Genomic DNA, 24851 nt, shown 5'->3' with positions numbered 1-24851 from the left:
CGGTCACGCCGGTGCCTCTCCGGCGCGGTCGGTGTCGGTGTCGGTGTCCTCGGCGGCGGCGAGCTGGCCACACGCGCCGTCGATCTCGCGACCTCGGGTGTCCCGTACGGTGGTGGACACCCCGGCGTCGCGCAACCGCCGGACGAACTCCCGCTCAACCGGCTTCGAGCTCGCGTCCCAGCGACTGCCCGGCGTCGGATTGAGCGGGATGAGGTTCACGTGCGCCAACTTGCCGGCCAGCAGCCGCCCGAGCAGGTCGGCTCGCCACGGCTGGTCGTTCACGTCCTTGATCATCGCGTACTCGATCGACACGCGACGGCCCGTCCGGGCGGCGTAGTCCCACGCTGCGTCCAGCACCTCGGCTACCTTCCAGCGCTGGTTTACCGGCACGAGTTCGTCGCGCAGATCATCATCGGGCGCGTGCAACGACAGCGCAAGGGTCACTGAGAGGTCTTCGCTGGCCAGTCGGTGGATGGCCGGAACCAGGCCGACCGTGGAAACGGTGATGTGCCGCTGGGACAGGCCGAGCCCCTCCGGAGCCGGGCTGACCAGGCGACGGATCGCGCCGATCACCCGAGAGTAGTTGGCCAGTGGCTCGCCCATGCCCATGAAGACGACGTGCGACAGTCGCGGCGGAGAGCCGGCGACCGCGCCGGAGGCCGCGACCCCCGCCAGGTACACCGCCTGGTCGACGATCTCGGCGGTGGACAGGTTACGGGTCAGCCCGGCCTGGCCGGTGGCGCAGAACGGGCAGGCCATGCCGCAGCCGGCCTGGCTGGAGATACAGACGGTGACCCGGTCCGGGTAGCCCATCAGCACGCTCTCCACCAGCGAGCCGTCGTGCAGCCGCCAGAGCGCCTTGCGGGTCGCGCCATCGTCGCAGGCCAGCTCCCGCACCGGGGTGAGCAGCTTGGGCAGCAACTGGTCGGCCAGCCGCTCCCTGGTCGCCGCCGGCAGGTCGGTCATCGCCTGCGGGTCGCGGACCAGCCGCCCGAAATAGTGGTTGGAGACCTGCTTTGCGCGGAAGGCCGGCTCGCCCAGGCCGGCGACCAGCGCCTGGCGGCCGGCAAGGTCCAGGTCAGCGAGGTGCTGAGGTGGCATCGAGGCTCGGCGTGCGGCGGGGGCGTCCGAGGTGGCGGGGATCAACGGCAGGCTCGTCATGGCTGCTCCAGTGTGTCACGCCATCGGCGACACGTACCTGTCCGGAGGTGTCGAACCGGCCCCGACCGCTGGATCGGGCTGACCGTGCCGACGTGTTCCATGCCTCACTTCACCAACGGCACGAAGATCGCCAGCAACAGGTACGCGGTCGGCACCGCGAAGAGGATCGAGTCCAGTCGGTCCATCAGCCCGCCGTGGCCGGGCAGCAGGTTGCTCATGTCCTTGACCCCGAGGTCGCGCTTGATCATCGACTCGGCGAGGTCGCCGAGGACCGCCGCGCAGGAGACGGCCACCCCGAACACCGCACCCCACCAGAGAGCCACGTCGAACATCAGCCACAACAGCAGGGCACTGCCCAGCGCCGCCGCGGTGACCGAACCGGCGAAGCCCTCCCAGGACTTCTTCGGGCTGATCGACGGCGCCATCGGGTGACGACCGAACGAGACGCCCGCGGCGTACCCGCCGGTGTCGGAGAGGACCACCGCGATGAGCGTGGCCAGGATGCGCAGCGGGCCGTCGTCCGGCGCCGCCGCCAGCAGCGCCGCGAACCCGGCGAGGAACGGTACGTAGACGGCGATCAGGGTGGCTGCGGTGAGATCCCGCTGAAAGCCGGCCGGACCATCGCCCAACCGCCAGATCATGGTGCCCAGGACGGTGACCAGCAGCCCCAGGCTGAGCGCGTCCGGGCCGGCGAACCAGGCCAGACCCACGGTCAACACGCCGCCAGCGATCAGTGGCACCAGCGGCGGGTGCGCGCCGCTGCGCCGGACCGCCCGGGCCATCTCCCAGATGCCGACGCCGACGGCTGCGGCGATCACGAACAGGAACGCCAGCGGGTAGAACACCAGCGGCACCACGATCAACGCGCCGAGACCGAGACCCACCCCGATCGCCGCCGGCAGGTTCCGGCCAGCCCGCCCGGTGCCCACCTGCTGGGTGGCCGGTCGGTCGGCGCTCGCGCGGCGTCGGCCCTTCGACCGCCGGCCGGGCGGAGGCTCCGACTCGGTCGCCGGGTCCTGGTCCGGCCCGAGGTCGTCCCGCACCGGTTCGAGCTGTGCGGTCGGATACCCGGCATCGTCGTCGTACCGGACCGGGCCATCGCGGTCGTCGTGGCGCATCGGGCCGTCGTAACGGTCAGGCCCGTCGTAGCGCTCGGGGACGTCGTAACGCTCGGGGCCGTCGAAACGGGCCGGGCCGTCGCCGCCAGCGGGCGGGCGGGCGTCGTACTGGCCGACGCGGCCCCGCTCGTCGTACCGGTCCGGCTGGTTGCGGTCGTCCTCGTACCGGCCCCGGCCGTCGAAGCGGTCGTGCCGGTCCCGGTCGTCCGGGCGGACCGGCCGGCCGCGCTCGTCGTACGGCTCTGCCGGATACGGGCCGGCGGGGTACGGCTCTGCGGGATACGGGTCGGCGGGGTACGGCTCGGCCGACGGGCGGGTGCGCGGCTCGGCATACAGCTCAGCGCCGGCAGCCGGACGGCGGCTCCGATGGCCCGGCTCGAACTCCGGCTCGGGCCAGGGCAGGGCCACCGGGTGCTCCGGCCGGTCCCAGCTACGAGACTCGCTGCTGTAGGGGTCGGGGTGGGACATCACGCACCGCGACGCGGCACGAGGACCACCACATGACGCAAGACCACAAGCATCCCCTACACGCGCGACTTTTGTTCCTCCGGTTGACCGCCCCGACGGTCGGTCGATTCCCGGTGTTCACCGCCCGGTGGCCGGGAATCCTGCCGAGCCTACTGCACCCGCCTCCGGCGCGAGGTGGACGACGGCGCCCCAGCCTCCCCGCCCTGGCAGCGAGCGGGGCGAAGGCGGCACCGGCCAGGGCCCCACCCGGACCGGCGGATCCCCCGCTGACCGGCCGGACCCCTCGCTGACCAGACGGCAAGAGGCCCGTCCCCGAATGGGGTCGGGCCTCACGTCGACTGCACGCCCGGCGGATGCCGGACCGGAGGTCAGACCTCCAGCAGCTCGGTCTCCTTGTGCTTGACCAGGTCGTCGACGCTGGCCGCGTAGCGCTGCGTCAGGTCGTCCAGCTCCTTCTCGGCGCGGCGACCATCGTCCTCGCCGGCCTCGCCGTCCTTGACGATCCGGTCCAGCTCCTCCTTGCCACGGCGGCGGACGTTGCGGATCGCCACCTTGGCCTCCTCACCCTTGTGCCGGGCCACCTTGATCATGTCGCGGCGGCGCTCCTCGGTCATCTGCGGGAGCAGGATGCGCAGCTGGGTGCCCTCGTTGTTCGGGTTCACCCCGAGGTCCGAGTCGCGGATCGCCTTCTCCATCGCGTTGATCTGCGAGTTGTCGTACGGCTTGATGATGGCCATCCGCGGCTCGGGGATCGCGATGGACGCCATCTGGGTCAGCGGCGTCGGGGTACCGTAGTAGTCGATAATGATCTTGGAGAACATGGCGGGGTTGGCGCGACCGGTACGGATGGCGCCGAACTCCTCCTTGGCGTGCTCCACCGCACGCTCCATCTTCTCCTCGGCCTCGAGGAGGGTGTCGTCGATCACCGGTCTCCTCGCCTCCTTCTGTGCTCGTCGTGGGCTCTGCTGAAAGTCGCCGGGACCGTGCTGCCGTCGCCGCGGGCGGGGCTCAGGCGGTGATCAGGGTGCCGATCTTGTCGCCAACCACCGCGCGGATGATGGTGTCGTCACCCTGCGCGCCGAAGACCAGCATCGGCAGGCCGTTCTCCATGCAGAGGCTGAACGCGGCCGCGTCGGCCACCCGCAGGTTGCGGCGCAGCGCCTCGGAGAAGGTGATCGAGTCGAGCTTGCTGGCGGTGGGGTCGACCCGGGGGTCGGCCGTGTAGACGCCGTCCACGCCGTTCTTGCTCATCAGCACCACGTCAGCCCGAATCTCCAGCGCCCGCTGAGCGGCAACGGTGTCGGTGGAGAAGTACGGCATCCCGGCGCCGGCGCCGAAGATGACCACGCGGCCCTTCTCCAGGTGCCGGATCGCCCGCAGCGGAATGTACGGCTCGGCGACCTGGGCCATGGTGATGGCACTCTGCACCCGGGTCTCGATGCCTTCCTTCTCCAGGAAGTCCTGCAGGGCGAGGCAGTTCATCACGGTGCCGAGCATGCCCATGTAGTCGGCGCGGGCCCGATCCATCCCGCGCTTCTGCAGCTCCGCGCCGCGGAAGAAGTTGCCGCCGCCGACCACCACGGAGACCTGCACACCGCGGCGGACCACGGTGGCGATCTGCCGGGCGATGGCCTGGACGACGTCCGGGTCGACGCCGATCGCGCCGCCACCGAACACCTCACCGGAGAGCTTCAGCACCACCCGGCGGGCCCGCCCGGGCGGCGGTGCCGTCGGATCGTCCGCCGCCAGCGTCCGGTCACTCACAACCTGCGTCATCCGCCCCGCCCTTCCCCACGCGCACGCCCCGTGCGCCGCGTACAGCGAACCTGCCGCTGCCGACCTTATGTGACGAGGAGGCCACGGTGCCTGTCACGTACACCGGCGGCCTCCTCGTCGACGTTTCCTGCCCACGGGCGCCTGCGGCGCCCGGTGGCGGCTCAGGCCTGGCCGACCTCGAACCGCACGAAGCGGGTGACCTCGATGCCGGCCTCGGCCAGCACCTGCTTCACCGACTTCTTGTTGTCAGTGACCGACGACTGCTCGACCAGGACGTAGTCCTTGAAGAAGGCGTTCACCCGGCCATCGACGATCTTCGGCAGCGCCGCCGCAGGCTTGTTCTCCTCAAGGGCGGTCTGCTCGGCGATACGCCGCTCGGACTCGACGACCTCGGCCGGCACCTCGTCACGGGTGAGGTACTTCGGCCGCATCGCGGCGATCTGCATGGCGACGCCACGAGCGTCGGCGTCGCCAGCCTCGTCCGCCTTGCCGGAGTACTGCACCAGCACGCCGACCGCCGGGGGCAGGTCCTGGGCCTTGCGGTGCAGGTAGACGGCCGTGGTGCCGTCCAGCTTGGCGAAGCGGTTGAGCACCAGCTTCTCGCCAATCTTGACGGACTGCTCCTGGATCAGGTCAGCGACCGGCTTGCCGTTCAGCTCGCTGGCCAGCAGCTCCTCGGCGCTGTTCACGCCGGAGCGCTCGCCGTGCTCGACCAACTGCTGGGCCAGGGCGATGAACGAGTCGGTCTTGGCCACGAAGTCGGTCTCGCAGTTGAGCTCGAGCAGCGCCTGGCCGGAGTGGGCCACCAGGCCGTTGGCGGCCGTCCGGCCGGCCCGCTTGCCGACGTCCTTGGCGCCCTTGACGCGCAGGATCTCGGTTGCCTTGTCGAAGTCGCCCTCGGCCTCGGTCAGCGCCTTCTTGCTGTCCATCATGCCGGCGCCGGTGAGGTCGCGGAGCTTCTTGACGTCCGCGGCGGTGAATTGGGACATGGCTCTCTCTTCGGTGTTGAGACGGCGTGTGGATGGTCAGAGGTGCCGGTTACCCGGATCCGGGCCGATCGTGCCCGGCATACCGCCGCTGCCCCGCCGTACGAAAAAACGGACGGCGGGGCAGCGACGGGGCGGTCACTCCGCGGTGGCGGTCGCCGGCTGCTCGGTAGCGGCCTGCGCCGGCTGCTCCGGGGCGGCGGTCGGCTGCTCAGTGGCGGCCTGCGCCGGCTGCTCCGGGGCGGCGGTCGGCTGCTCAGTGGCGGCCTGCGCCGGCTGCTCGGCCGAGGCGGCCGACCCGTCGGCCTTCTTCGGCTCCTCGAGCAGCTCGCGCTCCCACTCGGTCAGCGGCTCGTCGCTCGCGACACCCGGCTCGGGCTTCTCGTCGGTGCCCCGACGGCGGCCGGAACGCGCGATCAGACCGTCCGCGACGGCGGCGGCGACGACCTTGGTCAGCAGCTCGGCCGAGCGGATCGCGTCGTCGTTACCCGGGATCGGGAAGTCGACCTCGTCCGGGTCGCAGTTGGTGTCGAGCACCGCGATCACCGGGATGCCCAGCTTGCGGGCCTCGTCGACGGCGATGTGCTCCTTCTTGGTGTCGACGATCCAGACCGCAGCCGGCAGCTTCTGCATGTCCCGCAGACCACCCAGCGTGCGGGTGAGCTTGATCTTCTCGCGGGAGAGCTGCAGCGTCTCCTTCTTGGTGTACCCGGCGGCCGTGCCGCTGAGGTCACCCAGACCCTCCAGCTCCTTCATCCGCTGGAGCCGCTTGTACACCGTCTGGAAGTTGGTCAGCATGCCACCGAGCCAGCGGTGGTTGACGAACGGCTGGCCGACCCGGGTCGCCTGCTCGGCGATAGCCTCCTGGGCCTGCTTCTTGGTGCCGACGAACAGGATGCTGCCGCCCTCGGCGACGGTGCCACGGACGAACTCGTACGCCTTCTCGATGTAGTCGAGGGTCTGGCGCAGGTCGATGATGTAGATGCCGTTGCGCTCCGTCATGATGAAGCGCTTCATCTTCGGGTTCCAGCGCCGGGTCTGGTGCCCGAAGTGGACACCGCTCTCCAGCAGCTGGCGCATGGTCACGACGGCCATGGTGGGGTACTCCTCAAGATCCCTGGTTGTCACGCCCGGCCGGTGGCCGGGCGTCCTGGCGCCTGGTCGCCGGCCATGGTGCTCCCGACAAGATCGGGACCAGGGAGGCCGTCGCTCCACGACGATTCGTGGAGAGGGCGCGCGAGGTCGACCGCGCAAGGCGGTCGCCAAAGGGCAGTGTACGCCCCTCACCCGTCCGACCGCCCCGGGGTGCGCGCCGCCCCACTCTGGCCGCACGGTCTCCGCCCGCCCCGTCCGCCCGCCGCGCTTGCATGATCCGCACTACTTCAAGGAAGAAGTGGCCTCCGCGTCCCCCGAGGCCACTCTTTCCAGGATGTTGCGCGGATCATGCAGTTTCGGCTTGGCGCGGCCGGGCCGCGGCCCGGTCCGACGCGGCCCTGGCCCGGCCCAACAGGCCCGGCCCGGCCAACAGGCCCGGCCCGGTCCCACGCGGCGCGGGCGCGGGCCCGGCCCGGTACGACGCGGCGCGGGCGCGGCCAATTCCGAGCGGCGCGCCCAGCCCGGGAGTGGCCGCGGCGGGTCAGCCGGCGGCGAGCGCGGCGGCGACGAAGAGCACCAGGCCGGCGATCAGGTAGGCCGCTGGTGGGCGCAGCCAGCCCCGGCCGTCGGAGAGTGCCAGACCGCCGGTTCGTAGCCCATACAGCCCGGTCGCGAGGATCGGCAGCCCGGCGACCAGGGCAATGCCCGTCACCACGTTCCCGGCCGACAGCGGATCACCGGTCACACCGGCCAACAGCACCCGCAGCGCTGGGACCTCGAAGATCAGCACCAGCAGGGTGAAGAGCGCAGCCAGTGCCGGGCGGCGGGTCCGGTAGACGCCGTCGGCGACCGGCGGGTACGCCGTCGGCTCCCCCGCGGGCAGATCGCCGCCCCGGGGACCGACCGGGGCCATCGGACCGGTCGGCATCTCCAGCGGGTGCGGCTGATCGCCGCTCCGGGCCGGTTCGACGATCGGGTACCCGCCGAGCGGGGCCGGACGAGTCTGGTCGGCGAGCAGACCGGCCGCCGGGTCGCCGACGGGTGCCGCCTCGCGGGCGCCGGTCGGCGGCGTCGACTCCCGGCCGGCGGCCAGCGGCGAGCCCGCCGACGCCGCGTCCCGGGCAGCCCGCCGACCGGGTAGCTCACCGGAGACCTCCGACGGGTCACGGTCTGCCCGCCGTGAACGGGTCGCCCGGTAACCGTCGGCCTCCGGCCGGCCGTCACTCAACGGGTCGATCACGCCGAACCGTCCCGATTCAGGCTCGGACGTACCGAAGCGGCCAGCCTGAGCGTCGACGGCGCCGAAGCGACCGGAGTCCGGTTCCGGGGTGCCGAAGCGACCGGCGTCCACCGCGCCGAAGCGGCCAGAGTCCGGCTCTGGCGTGCCGAAGCGACCGGCGTCCACCGCGCCGAAGCGGCCGGAGTCGGGCTCGCCGAGCCGGTCGGGCACCGCCGCGAACCGGCCCGAGGTGCTCTCGGGCGGCGTCAGGTCGGTCCCGGTCGAGCCGACCCGAGCCGACTCCCGGCGCCGACCCGCACCGGTGTCCTCGCCGTAGCGCCCCTCGTCGGCACCACGCTGCTCGGGAACCTCGTCGTCCCGGTACCGCGGCTCGCCCGCGCCACGCCACTCCGACTCGCCGTAGCCGCGACCCCGCTCGTCGGGATGCCAGCGAGACTCCTGATCTTCCGGAAAGCTCCGTCGTCCGTCCACGTCCGGCACCGTATGCGACCGGCCGCAACCGCGCCATTTCAGCCCCGCCCGCCGCCACCGCCGCTGACCCCTCCACGCGTCCGGCGACGCGGTGCGGGTAGGTCACGCAAGGTCGGTGGTGACGCGGCGGCTCAGCGGGCCGACCGCCAGAGCAGGTCCACGTCGGCGAGGAACGCCAGGCGCTGATCCCGCGTTCCCACGTGCGCCTAGCACAGGGCGGGCTTGATCGTCCGGTTGTCCACAGGACGCCCGTCATCCACAGCCGTCCACCGGCAGGGTCGCGGCGTATGTGCCTCGGGGGGCACCGTGCCGGCCACGGCTACGCCCTCGCCCCGCCCACTCGACCGAAGCGCGGGACGCCGGCACCGGAGACGCCGACGACAGCAGCGCACGGAACGCCGACCGCACCGGCGGTGACCACAGTGGCGTCGGCACCACTGCCGGCCGCGCCTCGACACCTGCGGTGACCACAATGGCGCGGCCGGCGGTGGACGACGCTCGGCCGTAGGCTGGTGCCGTGCCAGCTGTCAGCGGGGATGCGCGGGCCGATCGCCCGGCCCGCACCGCGACGCCGCCGGCCGGGCGGCGATGAGCTGGCCCGCCCGGGGCACCCGGGCCGTGCATCAGGAGTTGCCGCCTGCGCTGCGCGATGCGGTCGACGACTTCGCCGAGCATCTGTCCGGGGTCCGCAGCCGGTCGTCGCACACCGTCCGCGCGTACGTCACCGACCTGGTCTCACTGCTCGACCATGCCGTCCGGATGGGCTGCGTCGACCTGGCCGAACTGGACCTGTCGGTGCTGCGCAGCTGGCTGGCCCGACAGCGGACCACCGGTGCCGCCCGTGCATCGCTGGCCCGGCGGGCCGCGTCGGCGAGGGCGTTCAGCGCGTGGGCGCACCGGGCAGGGCTGCTCCCCGCCGACGTGGGCGCCGCGCTGGCCAGCCCTCGCGCGCACCGGGAACTGCCCACGGTCCTGCGGGCCGACCAGGCCGCCGCCCTGGTCGAGGCACCGACCCGGCTGCCACCCGTCCCCACATCAACGCTGAATACACCGGCCGGTCCGGCACCGGCGGGGCAGACACTCGGCCGGGCAACGCCGGGCGGGCCGACGCCGGGCGGGCCGACACCGGACGGGGCAACGCCGGATGCGACGCCTGGCACGGCAGAAGGTGCGGCGGCCGAGGCGGTCCGGTTGCGCGACCGGGTGCTGCTGGAACTGCTCTACGCCACTGGGGTGCGGATCAGCGAGGCCTGCGGGTTGGACGTCGGAGACGTTGACCACGGCCGCCGGGTGATCCGGGTGTTCGGCAAGGGCGGGCGGGAGCGCTCGGTGCCGTACGGGGTGCCGGCGCAGCGGGCGCTGGATGACTGGCTGAGCCGGGGGCGCCCGATTCTGGCCGGCGCCCGCTCGGGTGACGCGCTGCTGCTCGGCGCCCGGGGCGGCCGGCTCAACCCGACCACCGCGCGGCAGATCGTCGGCGGGTACGCCGAGGCCACCGGCCTGCCCCGGACCAGCCCGCACGGGCTGCGCCACTCCGCCGCCACCCACCTTCTGGAGGGCGGTGCGGACCTGCGCGCCGTGCAGGAGCTGCTCGGCCACTCGTCGCTGGCCAGCACACAGATCTACACGCACGTCTCGGTGGAGCGGCTACGCGCTGCCTACCGCCAGGCCCACCCCCGCGCCTGACCCCGGGCGGCCGGCTCCGCATTGACGCAGCCCGGCAGGTGCAACAGCGAACGCCACCAGCGGCCGCCGCCAGCGACGGGCAGCCAGCGGAGCCACGGCCGATCGGCGCCGGCCCTGCCTGGTTGGCGAACCGCTCGGTGATGATCGACCGGCGGTTACGCTCATCGGGTGAGCGTCCCGCAACCCCCCGAGCCGATCCCGGGCGCCCGCCTGCTGTTCGCCCTCGACCCGGCGGTCAGCCATCTCAACCATGGCTCGTTCGGGGCGGTGCCGATCGGCGTGCAGCGCGCCCAGCAGCGCCTGCGCGACGAGATGGAGAGCAACCCGCTGCGCTTCTTCACCCAGGGGCTGGTCGATCGGATCGCGCACACCCGCCGGCACCTCGCCGGGTTCCTGGGTGCCGACCCGGATGGCAGCGCCCTGGTCGGCAACACCACCACCGGCGTCGCCGTGGTGCTCCAGTCGCTGGGCCTGCAACCCGGTGACGAGGTGCTCAGCACCGACCACGGGTACGGGGCGGTGAGCCTGGCCATCCAGCGGGAGTGCCGCCGGACGGGAGCGGTCAGCCGGGTCCTGCCGGTCCCGCTGGCCGCCACCGACGAGCAGGTGGTGCAGACCATCCGTGCCGGCCTGCGCCCAGGACGGACCCGGCTGCTCGTCGTCGATCAGCTCACCTCGGCCACCGCCAAGCTCTTCCCGACCGCCGCCATCGTCGGGGTGGCCCGTGAACACGGCGTGCCGGTCCTGGTGGACGCCGCGCACGCGCCGGGCATGCTGCCGACCCCGGTGAGCAGCATCGGTGCCGACTTCTGGGCGGGCAACCTGCACAAGTGGGGGTACGCCCCCCGCGGGACCGCCCTGCTGGCGGTGGCCGAGACGTGGCGGGACCGGATCGAGCCGCTGGTGGTCTCCTGGGAGCAGGACGCCGGCTTCCCGGCCCGGATCGAGTGGCAGGCCACCCTCGACTACACCTCCTGGCTGGCCGCCCCGGCGGGCCTGTTCACGTTGCGCAGTCTCGGCGTCGACCGGGTGCGGGCGCACAACGCCGCGCTCGCCGCGTACGGCCAGCGGGTGGTAGGCGACGCGCTGGGGGTGTCCCCCGCCCACCTGCCCGACCCGGGCGGACCGGGGGTTGCTCTGCGCCTCATTCCGCTGCCGGCCGGCACGGCCACCACCATCGACGCGGCGCGGGCGCTGCAGACGCGGATCGGCGAGCGGCTGGCTGCCGAGGTGGCAGTGATGAACTGGAACGGGCGGGGGTGGCTGCGGCTCGCCGGTCAGGTCTACAACACCGCCGACGAGTACGAACGGTTGGCCGTGCGGCTGCCGGCGCTGCTCGCCCAGCGCTGACCCCTTCGAGGGGGAGCAGTCGGACCTCTCCGAGGCCGAGCAGGGCCAGCGGGTCGAGGTATTCCGCGCCTCGGCGCAGCCCCCAGTGCAGGCAGACCACGGCCGGGCAGCCCGGATGCCCGGGCAGCAGCTCGCCCAGTGGCGCACCGGCGGTGACCGGCTGGCCGGGGCGTACCGCCGGGCGCACCGGCTCGTGGGTGGTCCGCAGCCCGCCGGCGTGCCCGACGGTGACCACCGGTCTACCGGCCACCACGCCAACGAAGAGCACGGTGCCCGGACCGGCGCTGCGGACCACCGCTCCGGGCGGGGCGGCCAGCTCCACCCCCCGGTGCCCGGCCAGCCACGGCCGGGGCGGCGGGTCGAACCGGCGCACCGGGCGGGGCGGCCCGTCGACCGGCCAACGGAACCGCCCCGGCCCGGCGTCGGCCGGGACGGACGCCACCACCGCGACCGGCACGACCGGTGCCGGTGGACGACCGGGCACAGCCGCGACCAGCAGCGCGAGGCAGCAGAGCTGGATGGTGAGCGCGAGTGGAAAGGCGGCGCAGAGCAGCACGGTGCGGCGGATCGAGCCGGTACGCGGGGCGGGTGGCGGTCGCATGACGGCAGCCTCCGACCGGGCCCGGGTCGCCCACCACCCCGGGCGGCCGAGCTGTGGATGACCGGCGGTGCTGTGGACGACCACCCGGAGCCGTCGACGATCTGCTATGTCAGAGCCGCCCGAGGCTCCATATGCTGGGCGGTTGACATCCTCCACCGCCCTGAAGGGCGGGGATTCCCTCGGTCACCCGAGGGGGTTCCTGTTTCACCGGGCCGCGCCTTCACCGCTGACGCGGGTCGGGTCTTACCGTCCCTCCACAGGCGTTTTACCTCTCCGCCAGCCCGGCGGCGAGAATGTTGCACGCGGCGTTGACGTCCCGGTCGTGCACGGCATCACAGCCGGGACACGTCCAGGCGCGAACGCCGAGGGTCATTGCGGTGTTGATCCGCCCGCACGCCGAGCAGGTCTTCGTGCTCGGATGCCAGCGGTCGACGGCGATCACCGTCCGCCCGTACCAGGCGGCCTTGTACTCGACCATGCTGCGCAGGTGCGTCCACGCCGCGTCGGAGATAGCGCGGGCCAGCGAGTGGTTGCGCAGCATGGTGCGCACACTGAGGTCTTCGATCACGACCGTTTGATTCTCGCGGACGAGTCGAGTCGACAGCTTGTGCAGGTGATCCCGCCGCCGGTCGGCGATGCGGGCATGGATGCGGGCCACCGCAAGGCGGACTTTGGCCCGGTTCTTGGTGTCCTTGCCCTTACGGGACAGGTTCCGCTGCGCCTTGGCCAGCTTGCGCCGGTCAGCGCGCTCATGACGCGGGTTCGTGACCTTCTCCCCGGTGGACAAGGTGAGCAGGCTCGTGATGCCCACGTCCACCCCGACCGCCGTGAACAGCGGCGGCAGTGCCTTGACGGTGGGGTCATCGACCAGCAGGGACACGAACCACCGACCGACCGCGTCGCGGGACACCGTGACCGTCGACGGTTCGGCCCCTTCGGGCAGGGGCCGCGACCACACGATGCCCAGCGGAGCGTCCATCTTGGCCAGGGTGATCTGCCCGTCGCGCCAGCGGAACGCCGAGCGGGTGTACTCCGCCGACGCCCGAGACTTCCGCTTGGACTTGAAACGCGGGTACCGCGACCGCTTGCCCCAAAACGCGGCGAACCCGGCTTGCAGGTGCCGCAGCGTCTGCTGCAACGGCACCGAGCTGACCTCGTTGAGGAACACCAACTCCTCGGTGCGCTTCCACTCGGTCAGCCACGCCGACGACTGCACATACGTGCTGCGCTGCCGGTCAACTGCCCACGCACGGGTGCGCGCATCCAAGGCGAGGTTGTACACCTTTCGCACGCACCCGAAGGTGCGGTTCAACTGTTCAACCTGCTCAGGGGTCGGATAGAAGCGGTACTTGTACGCCCGCTTCACCACCTCACCCACGCCTCACAATCTATCCACCCATCACGCAAGACGAGCATCGAGGGGAGGCAGCGGCGTTACCTCCCGGCCCTAAACGGCCGGGTTTCCACGCCGCGATCCTGATGATGAACAGGGACTGGCTCGCCTGGCACAGCGACTACGACCAGCCGGGTTCGGCGCTGGCCGCCCGGCTGGCCGAGGTGCGGGGTCAGGTCCGGGCGGCCCTGGACCGGGCGCCGGCCGGGCCGCTGCGGGTGGTCAGCGCCTGCGCTGGCCAGGGTCGGGACCTCATCCCGGTACTCGCCACGCACCCCCGCCGCGACGACGTGACCGCCCGCCTGGTCGAGCTGGACCCGCGCAACGCCGCGGTGGCCGTGGACGCCGCCGAGGTGGCCGGTCTCACCGGCGTGCAGGTGGTGGTCGGCGACGCGGCGGTGACCGACGCGTACGCCGATCTGGTCCCGGCCGACCTGGTGCTGCTCTGCGGGGTGTTCGGCAACGTCTCGGACGCCGACGTCCGGGCCACCATCGGGCACAGCGCCGCGCTCTGCGCGAGTGGCGGCACGGTGATCTGGACGCGGCATCGGCGTGAGCCCGATCTGGTGCCCAGCATCTGTGACTGGTTCGTGCAGGAGGGGTTCGCCGCGGTCGCGGTCGGTACCCCGGCGGACGGGGTTGGCGTCGGCGTGCACCGCCAGCGCGGCCGTCCCCGGCCGCTGCCGCCCGGGGTGACGATGTTCCACTTCCTCCCCCGCTGACCCTGCCCGACCGCGCCGGCGACCCGCCAATCTGCCGCTCCCGTCACCCGACCGGCCGGCCCCGCTGCCGGCAACTCCCGCCGCTCGGGGAGGCCGCGCACGGGGCAGTGCTGGGACCTTCGCGGAGGGCCTAGGCTGGGCCGCGAGCGCGGCGCAGCGCCGCCGCCCGGACCGGGGAGGCCCACATGACCGTTGTCGATGACCGGAAGTCGGGGCCGGGCAAGGACGACAGCACGCCGTACCCCGGGGCCGTCGGCGCGCCCACGGTGGCCGAGGTGAGCGGCCCGTCCCGGCTGGCCGAGGCGGACGAGGCGATCAGTGCCGAGGAGTTGCAGCTCGCGGCTCGCAACCACGGCATCCCGTTGGAGGCGCTGCGCTACGACGTCACCCCGGCCGGGCTGCACTACCTGCTCATCCACTACGACATCCCGGAGCTGGACCCGGACACGCACGCGCTGACCGTCGGCGGTGCGGTGGACCGGCCGCTGACCGTCACCCTGGCCGAGCTGCGCGAGCGGCCCCGGGTCACCCACCAGGTCACACTGGAGTGCGCCGGCAACGGTCGGGCCCTGTTGCACCCCCGGCCGGTCAGCCAGCCGTGGCTGGTCGAGGCGGTCGGCAACGCCGAGTGGACCGGCACCCCGCTGGCGCCGCTGCTGCGCGAGGCGGGTCTCGGGCCGGACGCGGTCGACGTGGTCTTCACGGGCGCCGATCACGGCGTCGAGCGCGGGGTGGAGCAGGACTACCAGCGGGCGCTGCCGGTCGCCGACGCGCTGCGTGAGGAGGTGCTGCTGGCGTACGAGATGAACGGGTCTCCCCTGCTGCCGCAGCACGGCGCGCCGCTGCGGCTGATCGTGCCGGGCTGGTACGGCATGGCGCACGTCAAGTGGGTCCACTCGGTGGACGTCCGGACCGAGCCGTTCGAGGGCTACCAGAACGCGGTGGCCTACCGGGTGCGCCGTGACGCCGACGACCCGGGGGTGCCGGTCACCAGGATCGAGCCGCGCGCGCTGGTCCGCCCGCCCGGCTTCCCCGACTTCATGTCCCGCCGTCGGGTGCTTCGGGCTGGACCGTGCACTCTGGACGGTCGGGCCTGGTCGGGGCACGCGCCGGTGGTCGCCGTGGAGGTGACCACCGACGGCGGGGCGAGTTGGGCACCGGCCGAGTTGGACCCGGCGGAGGGCGGGGATTTCGGCTGGCGGCGGTGGCGCCACGAGTGGACCGCGACGCCGGGCCGGTACGTGCTCGGCGCGCGGGCGACCGACGCGTCCGGGCGGACCCAGCCGGTCGAGCAGCCGTGGAACCGTGGCGGCTTCGCCAACAACCTGGTGCAGCGGGTCGAGGTCGTGGTGCCGGCCGAGTGACCGGCCGCGAGGGCTATGCCACGGGTGGGGGGCCCGTGGTACGCCCGGGCGGGACGGGCGCGGTCAGCCGCCGAAGCCGGAGTCGGCGGGCAGCGAGATGTCGGGCTTCTCCAGCTCTTCGACGTTGACGTCCTTGAAGGTCATCACCCGGACGTTCTTCACGAAGCGGGCAGGACGGTACATGTCCCACACCCAGGCGTCGTGCATCTCGACCTCGAAGTAGACCTCGCCGTCGGAGTTGCGCACGTGCAGGTCGACCTGGTTGGCCAGGTAGAACCGGCGTTCCGTCTCCACCACGTAGGAGAACTGGCGGACAATGTCGCGGTACTCCCGGTAGAGCTGCAGCTCCATCTCGGTCTCGTACTTCTCGAGATCTTCCGCGCTCATCGCACTCCGCCTTCCATGACCACATCTTCCCCCACCGGCGCCGGAGGCCGAGGCTGCTCGCCCAACGCCACGCCGACGGTACCCCCTGACGCCCAGGAGCGCTCCATCGGCTCGTCCGCGCCGGGACCGACGGGCCGACGGGCGCGCGGCGGCCGGCCGTCACGGCCGGAGATCGCGGCGACATTGATGTACGAGAACCGGTGCTCCCGGCACGGCCCGTGCTCCCGCAGCGCCGCGGTGTGCTCCGGGGTGATGTAGCCCTTGTGCTCGGCGAAACCGTACGCCGGGAACACCCCGTCCAGCTCCACCATGATCCGATCCCGGGTGACCTTGGCGAGCACGCTGGCCGCCGCCACGCAGGCGGCCACCCGGTCGCCCTTCCACACCGCCAGCCCCGGCACGCCCAGGCCGTCCACGCCGAAGCCGTCGGTCAGCACGTACTCCGGCCGGGTGGTGAGCGAGGCGAGCGCCCGGCGCATCGCGGCCAGGTTGCACACGTGCAGACCTCGGGAGTCGACCTCGTCGGCCGGAATGACCACCACGGCGTACGCCAGTGCGCGGTCCACGACCTCCGCGTACACCCGCTCCCGGCTGGCCGGGGTCAGCAGCTTGGAGTCGGCCAGCTCGTCGATCTCGCCGCGCCGCCCCTCGGGGAGGATCGCCGCGGCGGCGACCAGTGGACCGGCGCACGCGCCTCGGCCGGCCTCGTCGGCCCCGGCCACCTGCCGGAAGCCGCGTCGTTGCAGCGCCCGCTCCAAGGCGTACAGCCCGGCCTCCCGGCGCACGACGGTGCGCGGCGGGGTCAGCACGACGCCTCGTCCCGGCCGGCGTCGGCGGTCGGGCGCAGGAGCCGCTTCAGCAGGGTTGGCAGGTCGGCCGGGTAGTACCGCTCACCGCTGGCCGCCAGCTCGTCCGGCGGCCACCACCGGTGACCGGCGATGCTGCGCTGCTCGATGTCGTCGAAGCCCGCGGTGTCCACCTGCCACGACGGCACCCGGAGCAGGAAGAAGTCCTGCTGCTGGCGGTACCACCTGCCGTCGAACGGAAACTCGGTGGTGTCGGACCAGACCGGCTCGCCCAACTCGGCGGGGTCGAGTCGCAACCCGGTCTCCTCGGCCAGCTCCCGGGCCGCGCCGGCCGCGGGCGACTCCGCCGGATCCAGCCCGCCGCCCGGCGTGAACCAGTAGCGGTGCCCGGGGCGGGCCGGGTCGAAGCCGTGAAAGAGCAGGACCCGGCCGGCCGCGTCGACGAGCAGCACGCGGGCCGCGCGTCGAGGGGTGTAGACGGTCACCGCCCCAGCCTGCCAGACCGACGGCGGATCGCCCACGCCCCGGTCGGCCTACGGCTTCGGGATGCCCTCGAACTGCTCCGGCACGGTCAGCCAGGTCGCCCGGTTGACCGGCCAGAAGACGGTGAACGCCCGCCCGACCACCTCGTCCTCGGGGATGGTGGCATCGGTGATGTTCTGCCCGGACTGCTGCCAGTGCTCCAGCGAGTCGCCCGAGGCCGAGCGGTGGTCGCCCATCACCCACAGCCGACCCTTCGGCACGGTGATGTCGAACTCCTGGTCGGCCGGCTTGTCGCGGACCCCGTCCATCGAGAAGATGTACGGCTCGTCGAGCGCCTTACCGTTGATCACCAAGCGCTCCTGCGGGTCGCAGCAGACCACGTGGTCGCCGCCGACGCCGATCACCCGCTTGATGAAGTCCTCACCGTCGGGGTTGCCGCTCCACTCGGTGGGCGCCTTGAACACGATCACCTCACCGCGGTGCGGTGACCGGAAGTCATAGACCAGCTTGTTGACCAGCACCCGGTCATCGATCTTGAGAGTGTTCTCCATGGACGGGGAGGGGATGAAGAAGGTCTGCAGCACGAAGGCGCGGACCAGCACCGCGACCAGGATCGCCACACCCAGCAGGATCGGCAGCTCCTTCCAGAAGGAGCTGCGGGGCTTGTCGGTCTGCTCGTCAATCACGCCAAGGAGCCTACGTTGCCGGACTGGACGGCACCGTCCGGAACGCGCGAGAACCACGCAGCACGGCTACCAAAGGAAGAAGCAGCAGCACACCGCCCTGCGGAGTCGGTCGGACCGGGGGCGCTCCGGAGGACGCGGCGGCCGGCCCGGCCACGTCGTCGAACGTCGACGGCACCGACAGCGCGGTCCACCGGGAGGACGGCCAGACCACCATGAAGGCCCGGCCCACCACGTTGTCGATCGGCACCGGGCCCTGGCAGCGCGCGTCCTGGGAGACCTCCCGGTGGTCGCCCATCACGAAGATCTGGCCGGGTGGTACGACCACCTCGTCGAAGCGCCGGGAGCGGCACTCCCCCGGGTTGGGTGGCAGGTCCAGCGGGGAGTCCCGCAGCACGTACGGCTCGTCGAGCGGGGTGCCGTTGACGGTGACCCGGCCCTGGCTGTCGCAGCACTTGATCCGGTCGCCGGGGAGGCCGATCACCCGCTTGATGAAGTCCTTCTCACCGGGGCGGCTCACCCCGACCAGGTCGCCGACTGTCCGGGTGAGCTTGCCGGCGAAGCCCGGCTCGGGCTGCTCGTCGGCCTGCGGCGCCCAGCGGTCGGTGCCCCGGAAGACGACCACCTCGCCACGCACCGGGTCGCGGACGTCGTAGACGACCTTGTTGACCAGCACCCGGTCACCGATCAGGAGGGTGTCCTCCATCGAGCCGGACGGAATGAAGAACGCCTGGAGCAGGAAGGTGCGGATCAGCACCGCGAGGCAGAACGCGACGACCAGCAGCAGCGGCAGCTCCTGCCAGAGGGGCATCTGCCGGCGGGTGCGCCGGGTCCGTCGGCGCCACGGATCGACGGTGCCGTCCTCGTCAAGCGTCTGCACCACGCCACTCCCCGGTCCGCAGATACACAACCGCCCGGGAGCCTCGTCGAGGCTCCACGGGCGGTTGTGGACGGCTGCCCGCCACGTGGGCGGGGCCGCCGCCTCGCTGCGCCCGTACGACCAGGGTAGTGCGGTCCGGTCGGTACGGCATACGCGCAGTTCAGGCGGCGTGGCGAGCGTGAAGTCAGCTGGGCTGCTTCTCCCGCTTCTCCTTGATCTTGGCCTTCTTGCCGCGCAGCTCGCGCAGGTAATACAGCTTGGCGCGACGCACGTCACCGCGGGTCACGATCTCGATCCGGTCGATGCCCGGGCCGTTGATCGGGTAGGTCCGCTCGACGCCGACACCGAAGCTGACCTTGCGGACCGAGAAGGTCTCGCGCAGTCCGTCACCCTGGCGGCGGATGACGACGCCCTGGAAGATCTGGACACGGGACCGGTTGCCCTCGACGACCCGGGCGTGCACCTTGACGGTGTCACCGGCCCGGAAGTCGGGAAGATCGGTCCGCTTCGACTGGGCGTCAAGGGCGTCCAGGATGTTCATCGCTGCGTCCTCGTAAGGCTCACGGCGCACCGTCACTCGGCGCGCGGGTGGGTAATTCTGATCTCCGGGTGGTGGTCGGCGAGCCGACCCCGGTCGGGGATCCTCGCAGCCGCCCGCGGGCGCGGACGGATGCGGCAACCCCTCTACTTTGCCACATCCTCCGGTGGCGACTGAAATCCGGCCCGGTCCAGCGCCGCGATGTCCCGTTTGTCGAGCTGATCGGGCGGCAGGGCGGCGAGCAGGTCCGGGCGCCGGGCGGCGGTGCGCAGCAGCCCCTCCTCGCGCCGCCAGCGGCCGATCTTCCCGTGGTCGCCGGAGCGGAGCACCTCCGGCACCTCGTGCCCGCGCCAGCTCGGCGGCTTGGTGTAGATCGGCGCCTCAAGCAGCCCGTGCGCGTGCGACTCCTCGTCCAGCGAGCCGGCGTTGCCCAGCACGCCGGGCAGCAGCCGGGTGACCGCCTCCAGGATCACCAGCACCGCCACCTCGCCGCCGAAGAGCACGTAGTCGCCGAGCGACACCTCGGTGACCGGCATCCGGGTCGCGGCGTGCGCCAACACCCGCTGGTCGATCCCCTCGTACCGGCCGCAGGCGAAGAGCAGGTGCGGCTCGGCGGCCAACTCGTAGGCCATCGCCTGGGTGAACTGGGCACCGGCCGGTGAGGGCACCAACAGCCGGGGCGGCAGGGCCTCGGCCGGCGCGAGCGCGTCCAGCGCCTCACCCCACGGCTCCGGGCGCATCACCATTCCCGGCCCGCCGCCGTAGGGGGTGTCGTCGACCGTTCGGTGCACGTCGTGGGTCCAGGTCCGCAGGTCGTGCACGGCGAGCTTGAGTACGCCGTTGGCCCGGGCACGCCCGATGAGCGACAGGTCCAGCGGAGCGAAGTACTCCGGAAAGATCGACACGACGTCGACGCGCATGCGGGGGTGCTCCAGCGGGCTAGAGATCGAGCAGTCCGGCCGGCGGGTCGACGATCACACGTCCACCGGCCAGGTCGACCTCCGGAACGATCGCCCGGACGAACGGGATCAGCGCGGTACGCCCCTCGGGGCGCCGCAGCACCAGCAGGTCAGAGGAGGGCGCATGGTCGATCCGGGCCACCTCGCCCAGCCGCTCACCGGTTGGGGTGACCACGGCCAGCCCGACCAGCTGGTGGTCGTGGAACTCCTCCGGGTCCTCCGGCGGCTCCACGTCGGCGCTGTCCACCACGAGCAGGGTGCCGCGCAGCGCCTCGGCGCCGTCGCGGTCCAGTACGCCGTCGAACGCCACGAGCATCCGCCCCTGGTGCCAGCGGGCCGCCTCGATGGTCAGCTCCGCCGGGACCCGGAACAGCACCCCGGGCCTGTCCGCCGGCTCGGGCGGCGGAACCGCCCCCGGCTCAGTGCGCAGCACACCAGTGCTCCGCTCGGATGCAGTCGGGGGCGTCGCCCCCGGCTCAGTGCGGAGCACTGTGCCGGGGGCGAACCGCGCTTCGGGCTCGTCGGTCCGCACTTCCACGGTGACCTCACCGCGGACGCCGTGCGGCTTGCCGATCCTGCCAATGACGAGCTGCATCAGTACGAGTCGACGATGTCGACGCGTACCCCGCGCCCGCCGATGGAGCCGATCACCTGGCGCAGCGCCTTGGCGGTCCGGCCGGACCGCCCGATCACAGTGCCGAGGTCCTCGGGGTGCACGCGGACTTCCAGCCGCTTGCCCCGACGGGAATCGACCATCCGCACCCGGACGTCGTCCGGGTGGTCGACGATGCCCTTGACCAGGTGCTCCAACGCCGGACGCAGAGGCATGTCAGGCCTGCTCACCGGCGTCGGCAGCGGCGGCCGGGGCCTCAGCCGGAGCCTCGGTCTTCGGAGCCTCGGCCGGGGCCTCGGTCTTCGGAGCCTCGGTCTTCGGGGCCTCGGTCTTCGGGGCCTCGGTGGCCTTGGCGGCCTTCTTGGCCGGCTTGGCCGGGGCCTCCGGGGCGAGCCCGGCGGCGGCCTTCGCCTCAGCCTCGTACGCCGCCTTGCGGTCGGCCCGCTCGGGGGCGACCAGCAGCGGCGGCGGGGCCGGCAGGCCCTTGAACTTCTGCCAGTCACCGGTCAGCTCCAGCAGCCGCTGCACCGCCTCGCTCGGCTGAGCGCCGACGGACAGCCAGTACTGGACCCGCTCCGACTTGACCTCGATGACCGAAGGGTCCTCCTTCGGCTGGTACACCCCGACGAACTCGATCGCCCGACCGTCACGCTTGGTGCGCGAGTCGGCGATGACGATGCGGTACTGCGGGTTGCGGATCTTACCCATCCGCAGGAGCCGGATCTTTACGGCCACAGTTGTTTCGCTCCTGTTGCGATCTCACCAGCCCGGCACGGGCGGTGTGTATGGGTGAGCGCCGACGGCACAGTGGGGTTGGGCCGGAGACCACTCGGTGGACTGGCAACGCGCCTGGGTTAGAGGGCGCCGGACGCGCGCCGGATACCAGCGACCCATTCTGCCAGATCCGACGCCGATCTCTCGCACCGGACCCGGACACCGCGCCCGGCTCGCCCCGGCCGGTGACCGGGGACACCTCTCAGCGCACCGGCGGGCGATCCCATCCCGGCGGAAGTTCGTCCGGTACGTCCCAGTCGTCCGGAGGTGCGAAGTCGCACCAGGTGCCGTCGAACGGGAACTCACCCGCCTCGGCGAGCGCGATCACCCGCTCCCCCTCGGCCCGGACCGCCTTCTCGTCGGTCACCCAGTAGTCGTCGGGGAAGGCGAGACGCTCGACGAACTCCTCCTCGTCCTTCCACTGCCAACTTCGATCCGGGCGGACCAGCACGTCGAGGTCCTGGTCCACCACGTCGACTCCGGCCACCGGGCCGTCATCCCAGCGGACGCCGGGCTCCTCCAGGTTGACGTACCAGTGGGCGAACCGGCCGTGCTCGTCGCGGAACCACCAGACGGAGTGCGCCGCCCCGGTGGGCAGGAACTTCAGCAGCGGTGGCCCGTTCCAGCGGCCGTGCGCCAGCCGGTACGTCGACGAGATCCACTGGGCGAACGGCATCGCCCGCATCCCCAGCCCCGCCTCGGTGACCTCGTGGGCCACCGGCGAGTCCCGGGCGATCCAGACCAGCAGCCCGCGCTCGTCGTCGCTGACCACCCGGCCCGGCCGGACCCATCCGATCCGGCCGTGCCGCACGTTGCGGTGCATGATCAGCCGACCCGGCGCGAACCGGTCGGCGGGGCCGCTCGGACGCACCTCAGTAGGCGCGGGCGAGGATCGCGACCAGGTCGGGCTCGTCCTCGGAATCCGGCACCGAGCCATCGGCGCGGAGCAGGCAGCGCACCGTGACGCCCTGGCCGTTCGCCTCGGCCTCGCCGGCCACGCCGACCGCCGACCACGGCACCCGCGCCCAGCCGGTCGCGGCGGCCTCGATCGCCTCGGCGAGGGTGGCCACCTCCACCGTGCGCGACTCCCGGTTGGCCAGCGCCTGGTCGTGCAGCACCTGCTGGTCGGTCTCCAGGGCGGCGAGCACCGCGCCGACCACGTCGGCCACCGGCGTGGGGGCCTTCGATCCGTCGGTACGGCGCACCACCACCGCGTTGCCGGCGGCCAGGTCGCGGGGGCCGACCTCGACGCGTACCGGATAACCGCGCAGCTCGGCGTCGACGGCCCGGCGGCCGAACGGGGTGTCGGTCCGGTCGTCGAGCGCGACCCGGACACCGGCGTCGCGCAGGCCGTCGCGCAGCTTGGCCGCCGCCTCGCGCACGCCGTCGCCGTCCTTGACCACCATGACGTACGCCTGCACTGGCGCCAGTTTCGGCGGCACGCGCAGGCCGTTGTCGTCACCGTGGGCCATGATCAGGCCACCGAGCATCCGGGTCGACGTGCCCCAGGAGGTGGTCCAGGCGTGCTCCCGACCGCCCTCGGCCGAGGAGTAGCTGATGTCGAACGCCTTGGCGAAGTTCTGGCCCAGCTCGTGGCTGGTGCCCAACTGGAGCGCCTTGCCGTCGCCCATCATGCCTTCGCAGGTGTACGTGGCGGTCGCACCGGCGAACCGCTCGCGGGCCGTCTTCAGGCCCACCACCACCGGGATGCCGATCACGTTGACCATCAGGTCCTCGTACGCCTCGTGCAGGATCCGCCGGGCGTAGGCCCGGGCGTCCTCGCGGGTGGCGTGCGCGGTGTGCCCCTCCTGCCAGAGGAACTCACTGGTACGCAGGAAGATCCGCGGGCGCAGCTCCCACCGGACCACGTTGGCCCACTGGTTGAGCAGCAGCGGCAGGTCCCGGTACGAGTCGATCCACTTGGCCATGAACTCGCCGATCACCGTCTCGCTGGTGGGGCGCACCACCACCGGCTCGGCGAGCTGCTTGCCGCCACCGTGGGTGACCACCGCCAGCTCCGGCGAGAAGCCCTCGACGTGCTGGGCCTCACGCTTGAGGTAGCTCTCGGGGATGAACAGCGGGAAGTACGCGTTCTCCGCGCCGGCCGCCTTGATCCGGGCGTCCATCTCGGCCTGCATCCGCTCCCAGATGGCGTAGCCGGCCGGTCGGATGACCATCGTGCCGCGGACCGGGCCGTTGTCGGCCAGCTTCGCCTTGGCGATCAGGTCCTGGTACCAGCGGGGGAAGTCCTCCGCGCGGGGAGTGAGCACGCGTGCCATGACCGCATATCCTATGCGTCGCACGGAGGGCCGCCGCGTCCGGGAGGCGCCGCGCCGCGCCGGGCGGTGTTCCGCACCCACTCGTCGCGGCGACTGTGTCGGCCCCTGGGCGCGCCGCCGGGGCGACCGTACACTTCGACCACCATGACTGCATCGACGGACTCACCGCGACAGCGACTGCGGGACACGATCGTGGACGCCGCCCGCGCGCGGACCATCGCCGCCGGCTGGGACGCGGTCCGGATGGGTGGGGTGGCCACCGCGGCCGGGGTGAGCCGGCAGACCGTCTACAACGAGTTCGGCAGCAAGGCCGGCCTGGCCGAGGCGCTCGCCCGACAGGAGGTCGACCGGTTCGTCGGCGACGTCCGGGCCGCGCTGGTCGCGAACGGTCCCGACGTCCGGGCCGGCGCGTACGCGGCGATCGCGCACACCCTCGCCGCGGCGGCGGACAACCCGCTGGTCAAGGCGATCCTGACGAGCGCCCGGGGCGGCTCGGACGAGCTGCTGCCGTACTTGACCACCCGGGCCGAGGTGGTGCTCACCGAGGCGTCCGGTGCGCTGATCGAGTGGGTCGGCGACTACCTGCCGGACGCCGACCCGGCCGCGCTGGCCTTCGCCGCCGACACCATCGTCCGCCTGGTGGTCAGCCACATCGTGCTCCCCCGGGACCCGATCGACCAGACCGCCGCGGCCCTGGCCGACCTGGCCGTGCGTCTCTTCATGACGGCCGCCCGCGCGCCCCGCTGACCCCCACGGACCAGCCCGGCGGCACCGCGCCGCCCACAAGATCACCCCACGCGGCGCGCCGCCGCCGCCGCCGCCCCGCAAGGCCACCCACCGTGGGGCGCTCGCTGCCACCCCGCAAGATCACGCTGCTTCCTGGATGTAGTGGCATCCTCATGACGCCGAGGCCACTACATCCAGGAGCTTGTCTCATCCTGTTTGGGCTGCTCAGGCGGGATTGACAGGCTGCGTGGAGAGGTTGCGGTGCTGGTCAGGGTGTGGTGATCTTCGTCGG

At 72.4% G+C, this 24851-nt stretch carries 25 protein-coding genes and 1 pseudogene; 5 read left to right on the top strand and 21 right to left on the bottom strand.

Annotated elements, in window-relative coordinates; translation table 11 throughout:
• Window positions 1-3: 3 nt before the first annotated feature.
• The 7 genes from rlmN to ABZV00_RS34950 form a co-directional block, all read right to left on the bottom strand.
• Window positions 4-1161 (bottom strand): 23S rRNA (adenine(2503)-C(2))-methyltransferase RlmN, encoded by a 1158-nt coding sequence (gene rlmN / locus ABZV00_RS34980; protein ID WP_328424554.1) that lies wholly within the window; start codon window positions 1159-1161, stop codon window positions 4-6.
• A gap of 104 nt (window positions 1162-1265) precedes the next feature.
• Window positions 1266-2747 carry a phosphatidate cytidylyltransferase gene (locus ABZV00_RS34975; RefSeq protein WP_355614126.1) on the bottom strand — a complete coding sequence of 494 codons (1482 nt, stop codon included), beginning with the start codon at window positions 2745-2747 and terminating at the stop codon, window positions 1266-1268.
• A gap of 368 nt (window positions 2748-3115) precedes the next feature.
• Window positions 3116-3673: a ribosome recycling factor gene (gene frr, locus ABZV00_RS34970; RefSeq protein WP_328424550.1), complete on the bottom strand. Its 558-nt coding sequence runs from the start codon at window positions 3671-3673 to the stop codon at window positions 3116-3118.
• Window positions 3674-3755: 82 nt separating this feature from the next.
• Window positions 3756-4523, bottom strand: a complete 768-nt coding sequence (gene pyrH, locus ABZV00_RS34965) for a UMP kinase (RefSeq protein ID WP_355614122.1) — start codon at window positions 4521-4523, stop codon at window positions 3756-3758.
• A 161-nt stretch (window positions 4524-4684) separates the two neighbouring features.
• Window positions 4685-5512 (bottom strand): translation elongation factor Ts, encoded by an 828-nt coding sequence (tsf, locus tag ABZV00_RS34960; RefSeq protein WP_328424546.1) that lies wholly within the window; start codon window positions 5510-5512, stop codon window positions 4685-4687.
• A 135-nt stretch (window positions 5513-5647) separates the two neighbouring features.
• Window positions 5648-6604, bottom strand: coding sequence for a 30S ribosomal protein S2 (rpsB, locus tag ABZV00_RS34955; protein WP_355614119.1), 957 nt, complete (start codon window positions 6602-6604; stop codon window positions 5648-5650).
• 541 nt (window positions 6605-7145) lie between these two features.
• Entirely contained in the window at window positions 7146-8315 is a 1170-nt protein-coding gene (locus ABZV00_RS34950) for a hypothetical protein (RefSeq protein WP_355614117.1), read from the bottom strand.
• Between the two features lie 588 nt (window positions 8316-8903).
• On the opposite strand from ABZV00_RS34950, the gene ABZV00_RS34945 reads away from it, so the two are divergent.
• Together ABZV00_RS34945 and ABZV00_RS34940 are read left to right on the top strand one after the other, a co-directional pair.
• Window positions 8904-10001 (top strand): tyrosine recombinase XerC, encoded by a 1098-nt coding sequence (locus ABZV00_RS34945; protein ID WP_355614115.1) that lies wholly within the window; start codon window positions 8904-8906, stop codon window positions 9999-10001.
• 168 nt (window positions 10002-10169) lie between these two features.
• On the top strand, window positions 10170-11351 hold the full coding sequence (locus tag ABZV00_RS34940) for an aminotransferase class V-fold PLP-dependent enzyme (protein ID WP_355614113.1): 1182 nt from the start codon (window positions 10170-10172) through the stop codon (window positions 11349-11351).
• 1 nt (window position 11352) lies between these two features.
• Here the strand turns inward: ABZV00_RS34940 and ABZV00_RS34935 are convergent.
• Window positions 11353-11952 (bottom strand): annotated as a pseudogene (locus tag ABZV00_RS34935) (M23 family metallopeptidase); the annotation flags it as partial.
• A gap of 265 nt (window positions 11953-12217) precedes the next feature.
• Window positions 12218-13330, bottom strand: a complete 1113-nt coding sequence (locus ABZV00_RS34930; RefSeq protein ID WP_355614111.1) for an RNA-guided endonuclease TnpB family protein — start codon at window positions 13328-13330, stop codon at window positions 12218-12220.
• 104 nt (window positions 13331-13434) lie between these two features.
• On the opposite strand from ABZV00_RS34930, the gene ABZV00_RS34925 reads away from it, so the two are divergent.
• Complete coding sequence (locus tag ABZV00_RS34925) at window positions 13435-14067, top strand: SAM-dependent methyltransferase (RefSeq protein ID WP_355614109.1); 633 nt, start codon at window positions 13435-13437, stop codon at window positions 14065-14067.
• A 185-nt stretch (window positions 14068-14252) separates the two neighbouring features.
• Complete coding sequence (locus ABZV00_RS34920; RefSeq protein WP_355614107.1) at window positions 14253-15431, top strand: sulfite oxidase; 1179 nt, start codon at window positions 14253-14255, stop codon at window positions 15429-15431.
• Window positions 15432-15494: 63 nt separating this feature from the next.
• Here ABZV00_RS34920 and ABZV00_RS34915 read toward each other — a convergent pair whose 3' ends face one another.
• From ABZV00_RS34915 to proS, 12 genes are all read right to left on the bottom strand, one after another.
• Window positions 15495-15818 (bottom strand): DUF2469 domain-containing protein, encoded by a 324-nt coding sequence (locus tag ABZV00_RS34915; RefSeq protein WP_007075222.1) that lies wholly within the window; start codon window positions 15816-15818, stop codon window positions 15495-15497.
• Window positions 15815-16627 carry a ribonuclease HII gene (locus tag ABZV00_RS34910; protein ID WP_355614105.1) on the bottom strand — a complete coding sequence of 271 codons (813 nt, stop codon included), beginning with the start codon at window positions 16625-16627 and terminating at the stop codon, window positions 15815-15817. Before ABZV00_RS34910 ends, ABZV00_RS34915 begins: the two co-directional genes overlap by 4 nt.
• On the bottom strand, window positions 16621-17109 hold the full coding sequence (locus ABZV00_RS34905) for an NUDIX domain-containing protein (protein ID WP_355614103.1): 489 nt from the start codon (window positions 17107-17109) through the stop codon (window positions 16621-16623). Before ABZV00_RS34905 ends, ABZV00_RS34910 begins: the two co-directional genes overlap by 7 nt.
• Before the next feature lie 48 nt (window positions 17110-17157).
• Window positions 17158-17793 carry a signal peptidase I gene (lepB, locus tag ABZV00_RS34900; protein WP_328424529.1) on the bottom strand — a complete coding sequence of 212 codons (636 nt, stop codon included), beginning with the start codon at window positions 17791-17793 and terminating at the stop codon, window positions 17158-17160.
• A gap of 10 nt (window positions 17794-17803) precedes the next feature.
• Entirely contained in the window at window positions 17804-18673 is an 870-nt protein-coding gene (gene lepB, locus ABZV00_RS34895) for a signal peptidase I (protein WP_355614101.1), read from the bottom strand.
• Window positions 18674-18854: 181 nt separating this feature from the next.
• Window positions 18855-19211 carry a 50S ribosomal protein L19 gene (rplS, locus tag ABZV00_RS34890; protein ID WP_091245871.1) on the bottom strand — a complete coding sequence of 119 codons (357 nt, stop codon included), beginning with the start codon at window positions 19209-19211 and terminating at the stop codon, window positions 18855-18857.
• A 143-nt stretch (window positions 19212-19354) separates the two neighbouring features.
• Window positions 19355-20128, bottom strand: coding sequence for a tRNA (guanosine(37)-N1)-methyltransferase TrmD (gene trmD, locus ABZV00_RS34885; RefSeq protein ID WP_355614099.1), 774 nt, complete (start codon window positions 20126-20128; stop codon window positions 19355-19357).
• A 19-nt stretch (window positions 20129-20147) separates the two neighbouring features.
• On the bottom strand, window positions 20148-20762 hold the full coding sequence (gene rimM / locus ABZV00_RS34880) for a ribosome maturation factor RimM (RefSeq protein ID WP_355614097.1): 615 nt from the start codon (window positions 20760-20762) through the stop codon (window positions 20148-20150).
• Window positions 20762-21022: an RNA-binding protein gene (locus ABZV00_RS34875; RefSeq protein WP_172862164.1), complete on the bottom strand. Its 261-nt coding sequence runs from the start codon at window positions 21020-21022 to the stop codon at window positions 20762-20764. The genes rimM and ABZV00_RS34875 overlap by 1 nt, the downstream gene beginning before the upstream one ends.
• Window positions 20997-21515 carry a 30S ribosomal protein S16 gene (gene rpsP, locus ABZV00_RS34870; protein WP_355614095.1) on the bottom strand — a complete coding sequence of 173 codons (519 nt, stop codon included), beginning with the start codon at window positions 21513-21515 and terminating at the stop codon, window positions 20997-20999. Before rpsP ends, ABZV00_RS34875 begins: the two co-directional genes overlap by 26 nt.
• A gap of 241 nt (window positions 21516-21756) precedes the next feature.
• On the bottom strand, window positions 21757-22377 hold the full coding sequence (locus ABZV00_RS34865) for a DUF402 domain-containing protein (protein WP_355614153.1): 621 nt from the start codon (window positions 22375-22377) through the stop codon (window positions 21757-21759).
• Between the two features lie 49 nt (window positions 22378-22426).
• Window positions 22427-23833: a proline--tRNA ligase gene (proS, locus tag ABZV00_RS34860; RefSeq protein ID WP_355614093.1), complete on the bottom strand. Its 1407-nt coding sequence runs from the start codon at window positions 23831-23833 to the stop codon at window positions 22427-22429.
• Window positions 23834-23977: 144 nt separating this feature from the next.
• Here proS and ABZV00_RS34855 point away from each other — a divergent pair, with 144 nt between their 5' ends.
• Window positions 23978-24580, top strand: a complete 603-nt coding sequence (locus tag ABZV00_RS34855; protein WP_355614091.1) for a TetR family transcriptional regulator — start codon at window positions 23978-23980, stop codon at window positions 24578-24580.
• Window positions 24581-24851: the final 271 nt, after the last annotated feature.

It is taken from the genome of Micromonospora sp. NPDC005173 (assembly GCF_040608515.1).
GTDB lineage: Bacteria > Actinomycetota > Actinomycetes > Mycobacteriales > Micromonosporaceae > Micromonospora.
The sequence above is the reverse complement of the archived record's forward strand: the minus strand, read 5'-3'. Positions and strand labels throughout refer to the sequence as shown.

Excerpts from the sequence above, each read along its gene's own strand:
- tsf (WP_328424546.1), bottom strand. The coding sequence starts at position 5,512 with ATGTCCCAATTCACCGCCGCGGACGTCAAGAAGCTCCGCGACCTCACC.
- rplS (WP_091245871.1), bottom strand. The coding sequence starts at position 19,211 with ATGAACATCCTGGACGCCCTTGACGCCCAGTCGAAGCGGACCGATCTT.
- ABZV00_RS34865 (WP_355614153.1), bottom strand. The coding sequence starts at position 22,377 with ATGCACCGCAACGTGCGGCACGGCCGGATCGGATGGGTCCGGCCGGGC.
- trmD (WP_355614099.1), bottom strand. The coding sequence starts at position 20,128 with ATGCGCGTCGACGTCGTGTCGATCTTTCCGGAGTACTTCGCTCCGCTG.
- rpsB (WP_355614119.1), bottom strand. The coding sequence starts at position 6,604 with ATGGCCGTCGTGACCATGCGCCAGCTGCTGGAGAGCGGTGTCCACTTC.
- ABZV00_RS34945 (WP_355614115.1), top strand. The coding sequence starts at position 8,904 with ATGAGCTGGCCCGCCCGGGGCACCCGGGCCGTGCATCAGGAGTTGCCG.
- ABZV00_RS34915 (WP_007075222.1), bottom strand. The coding sequence starts at position 15,818 with ATGAGCGCGGAAGATCTCGAGAAGTACGAGACCGAGATGGAGCTGCAG.
- ABZV00_RS34855 (WP_355614091.1), top strand. The coding sequence starts at position 23,978 with ATGACTGCATCGACGGACTCACCGCGACAGCGACTGCGGGACACGATC.
- ABZV00_RS34920 (WP_355614107.1), top strand. The coding sequence starts at position 14,253 with ATGACCGTTGTCGATGACCGGAAGTCGGGGCCGGGCAAGGACGACAGC.
- rlmN (WP_328424554.1), bottom strand. The coding sequence starts at position 1,161 with ATGACGAGCCTGCCGTTGATCCCCGCCACCTCGGACGCCCCCGCCGCA.
- rimM (WP_355614097.1), bottom strand. The coding sequence starts at position 20,762 with ATGCAGCTCGTCATTGGCAGGATCGGCAAGCCGCACGGCGTCCGCGGT.
- proS (WP_355614093.1), bottom strand. The coding sequence starts at position 23,833 with ATGGCACGCGTGCTCACTCCCCGCGCGGAGGACTTCCCCCGCTGGTAC.
- pyrH (WP_355614122.1), bottom strand. The coding sequence starts at position 4,523 with ATGACGCAGGTTGTGAGTGACCGGACGCTGGCGGCGGACGATCCGACG.
- ABZV00_RS34925 (WP_355614109.1), top strand. The coding sequence starts at position 13,435 with ATGAACAGGGACTGGCTCGCCTGGCACAGCGACTACGACCAGCCGGGT.
- ABZV00_RS34975 (WP_355614126.1), bottom strand. The coding sequence starts at position 2,747 with ATGTCCCACCCCGACCCCTACAGCAGCGAGTCTCGTAGCTGGGACCGG.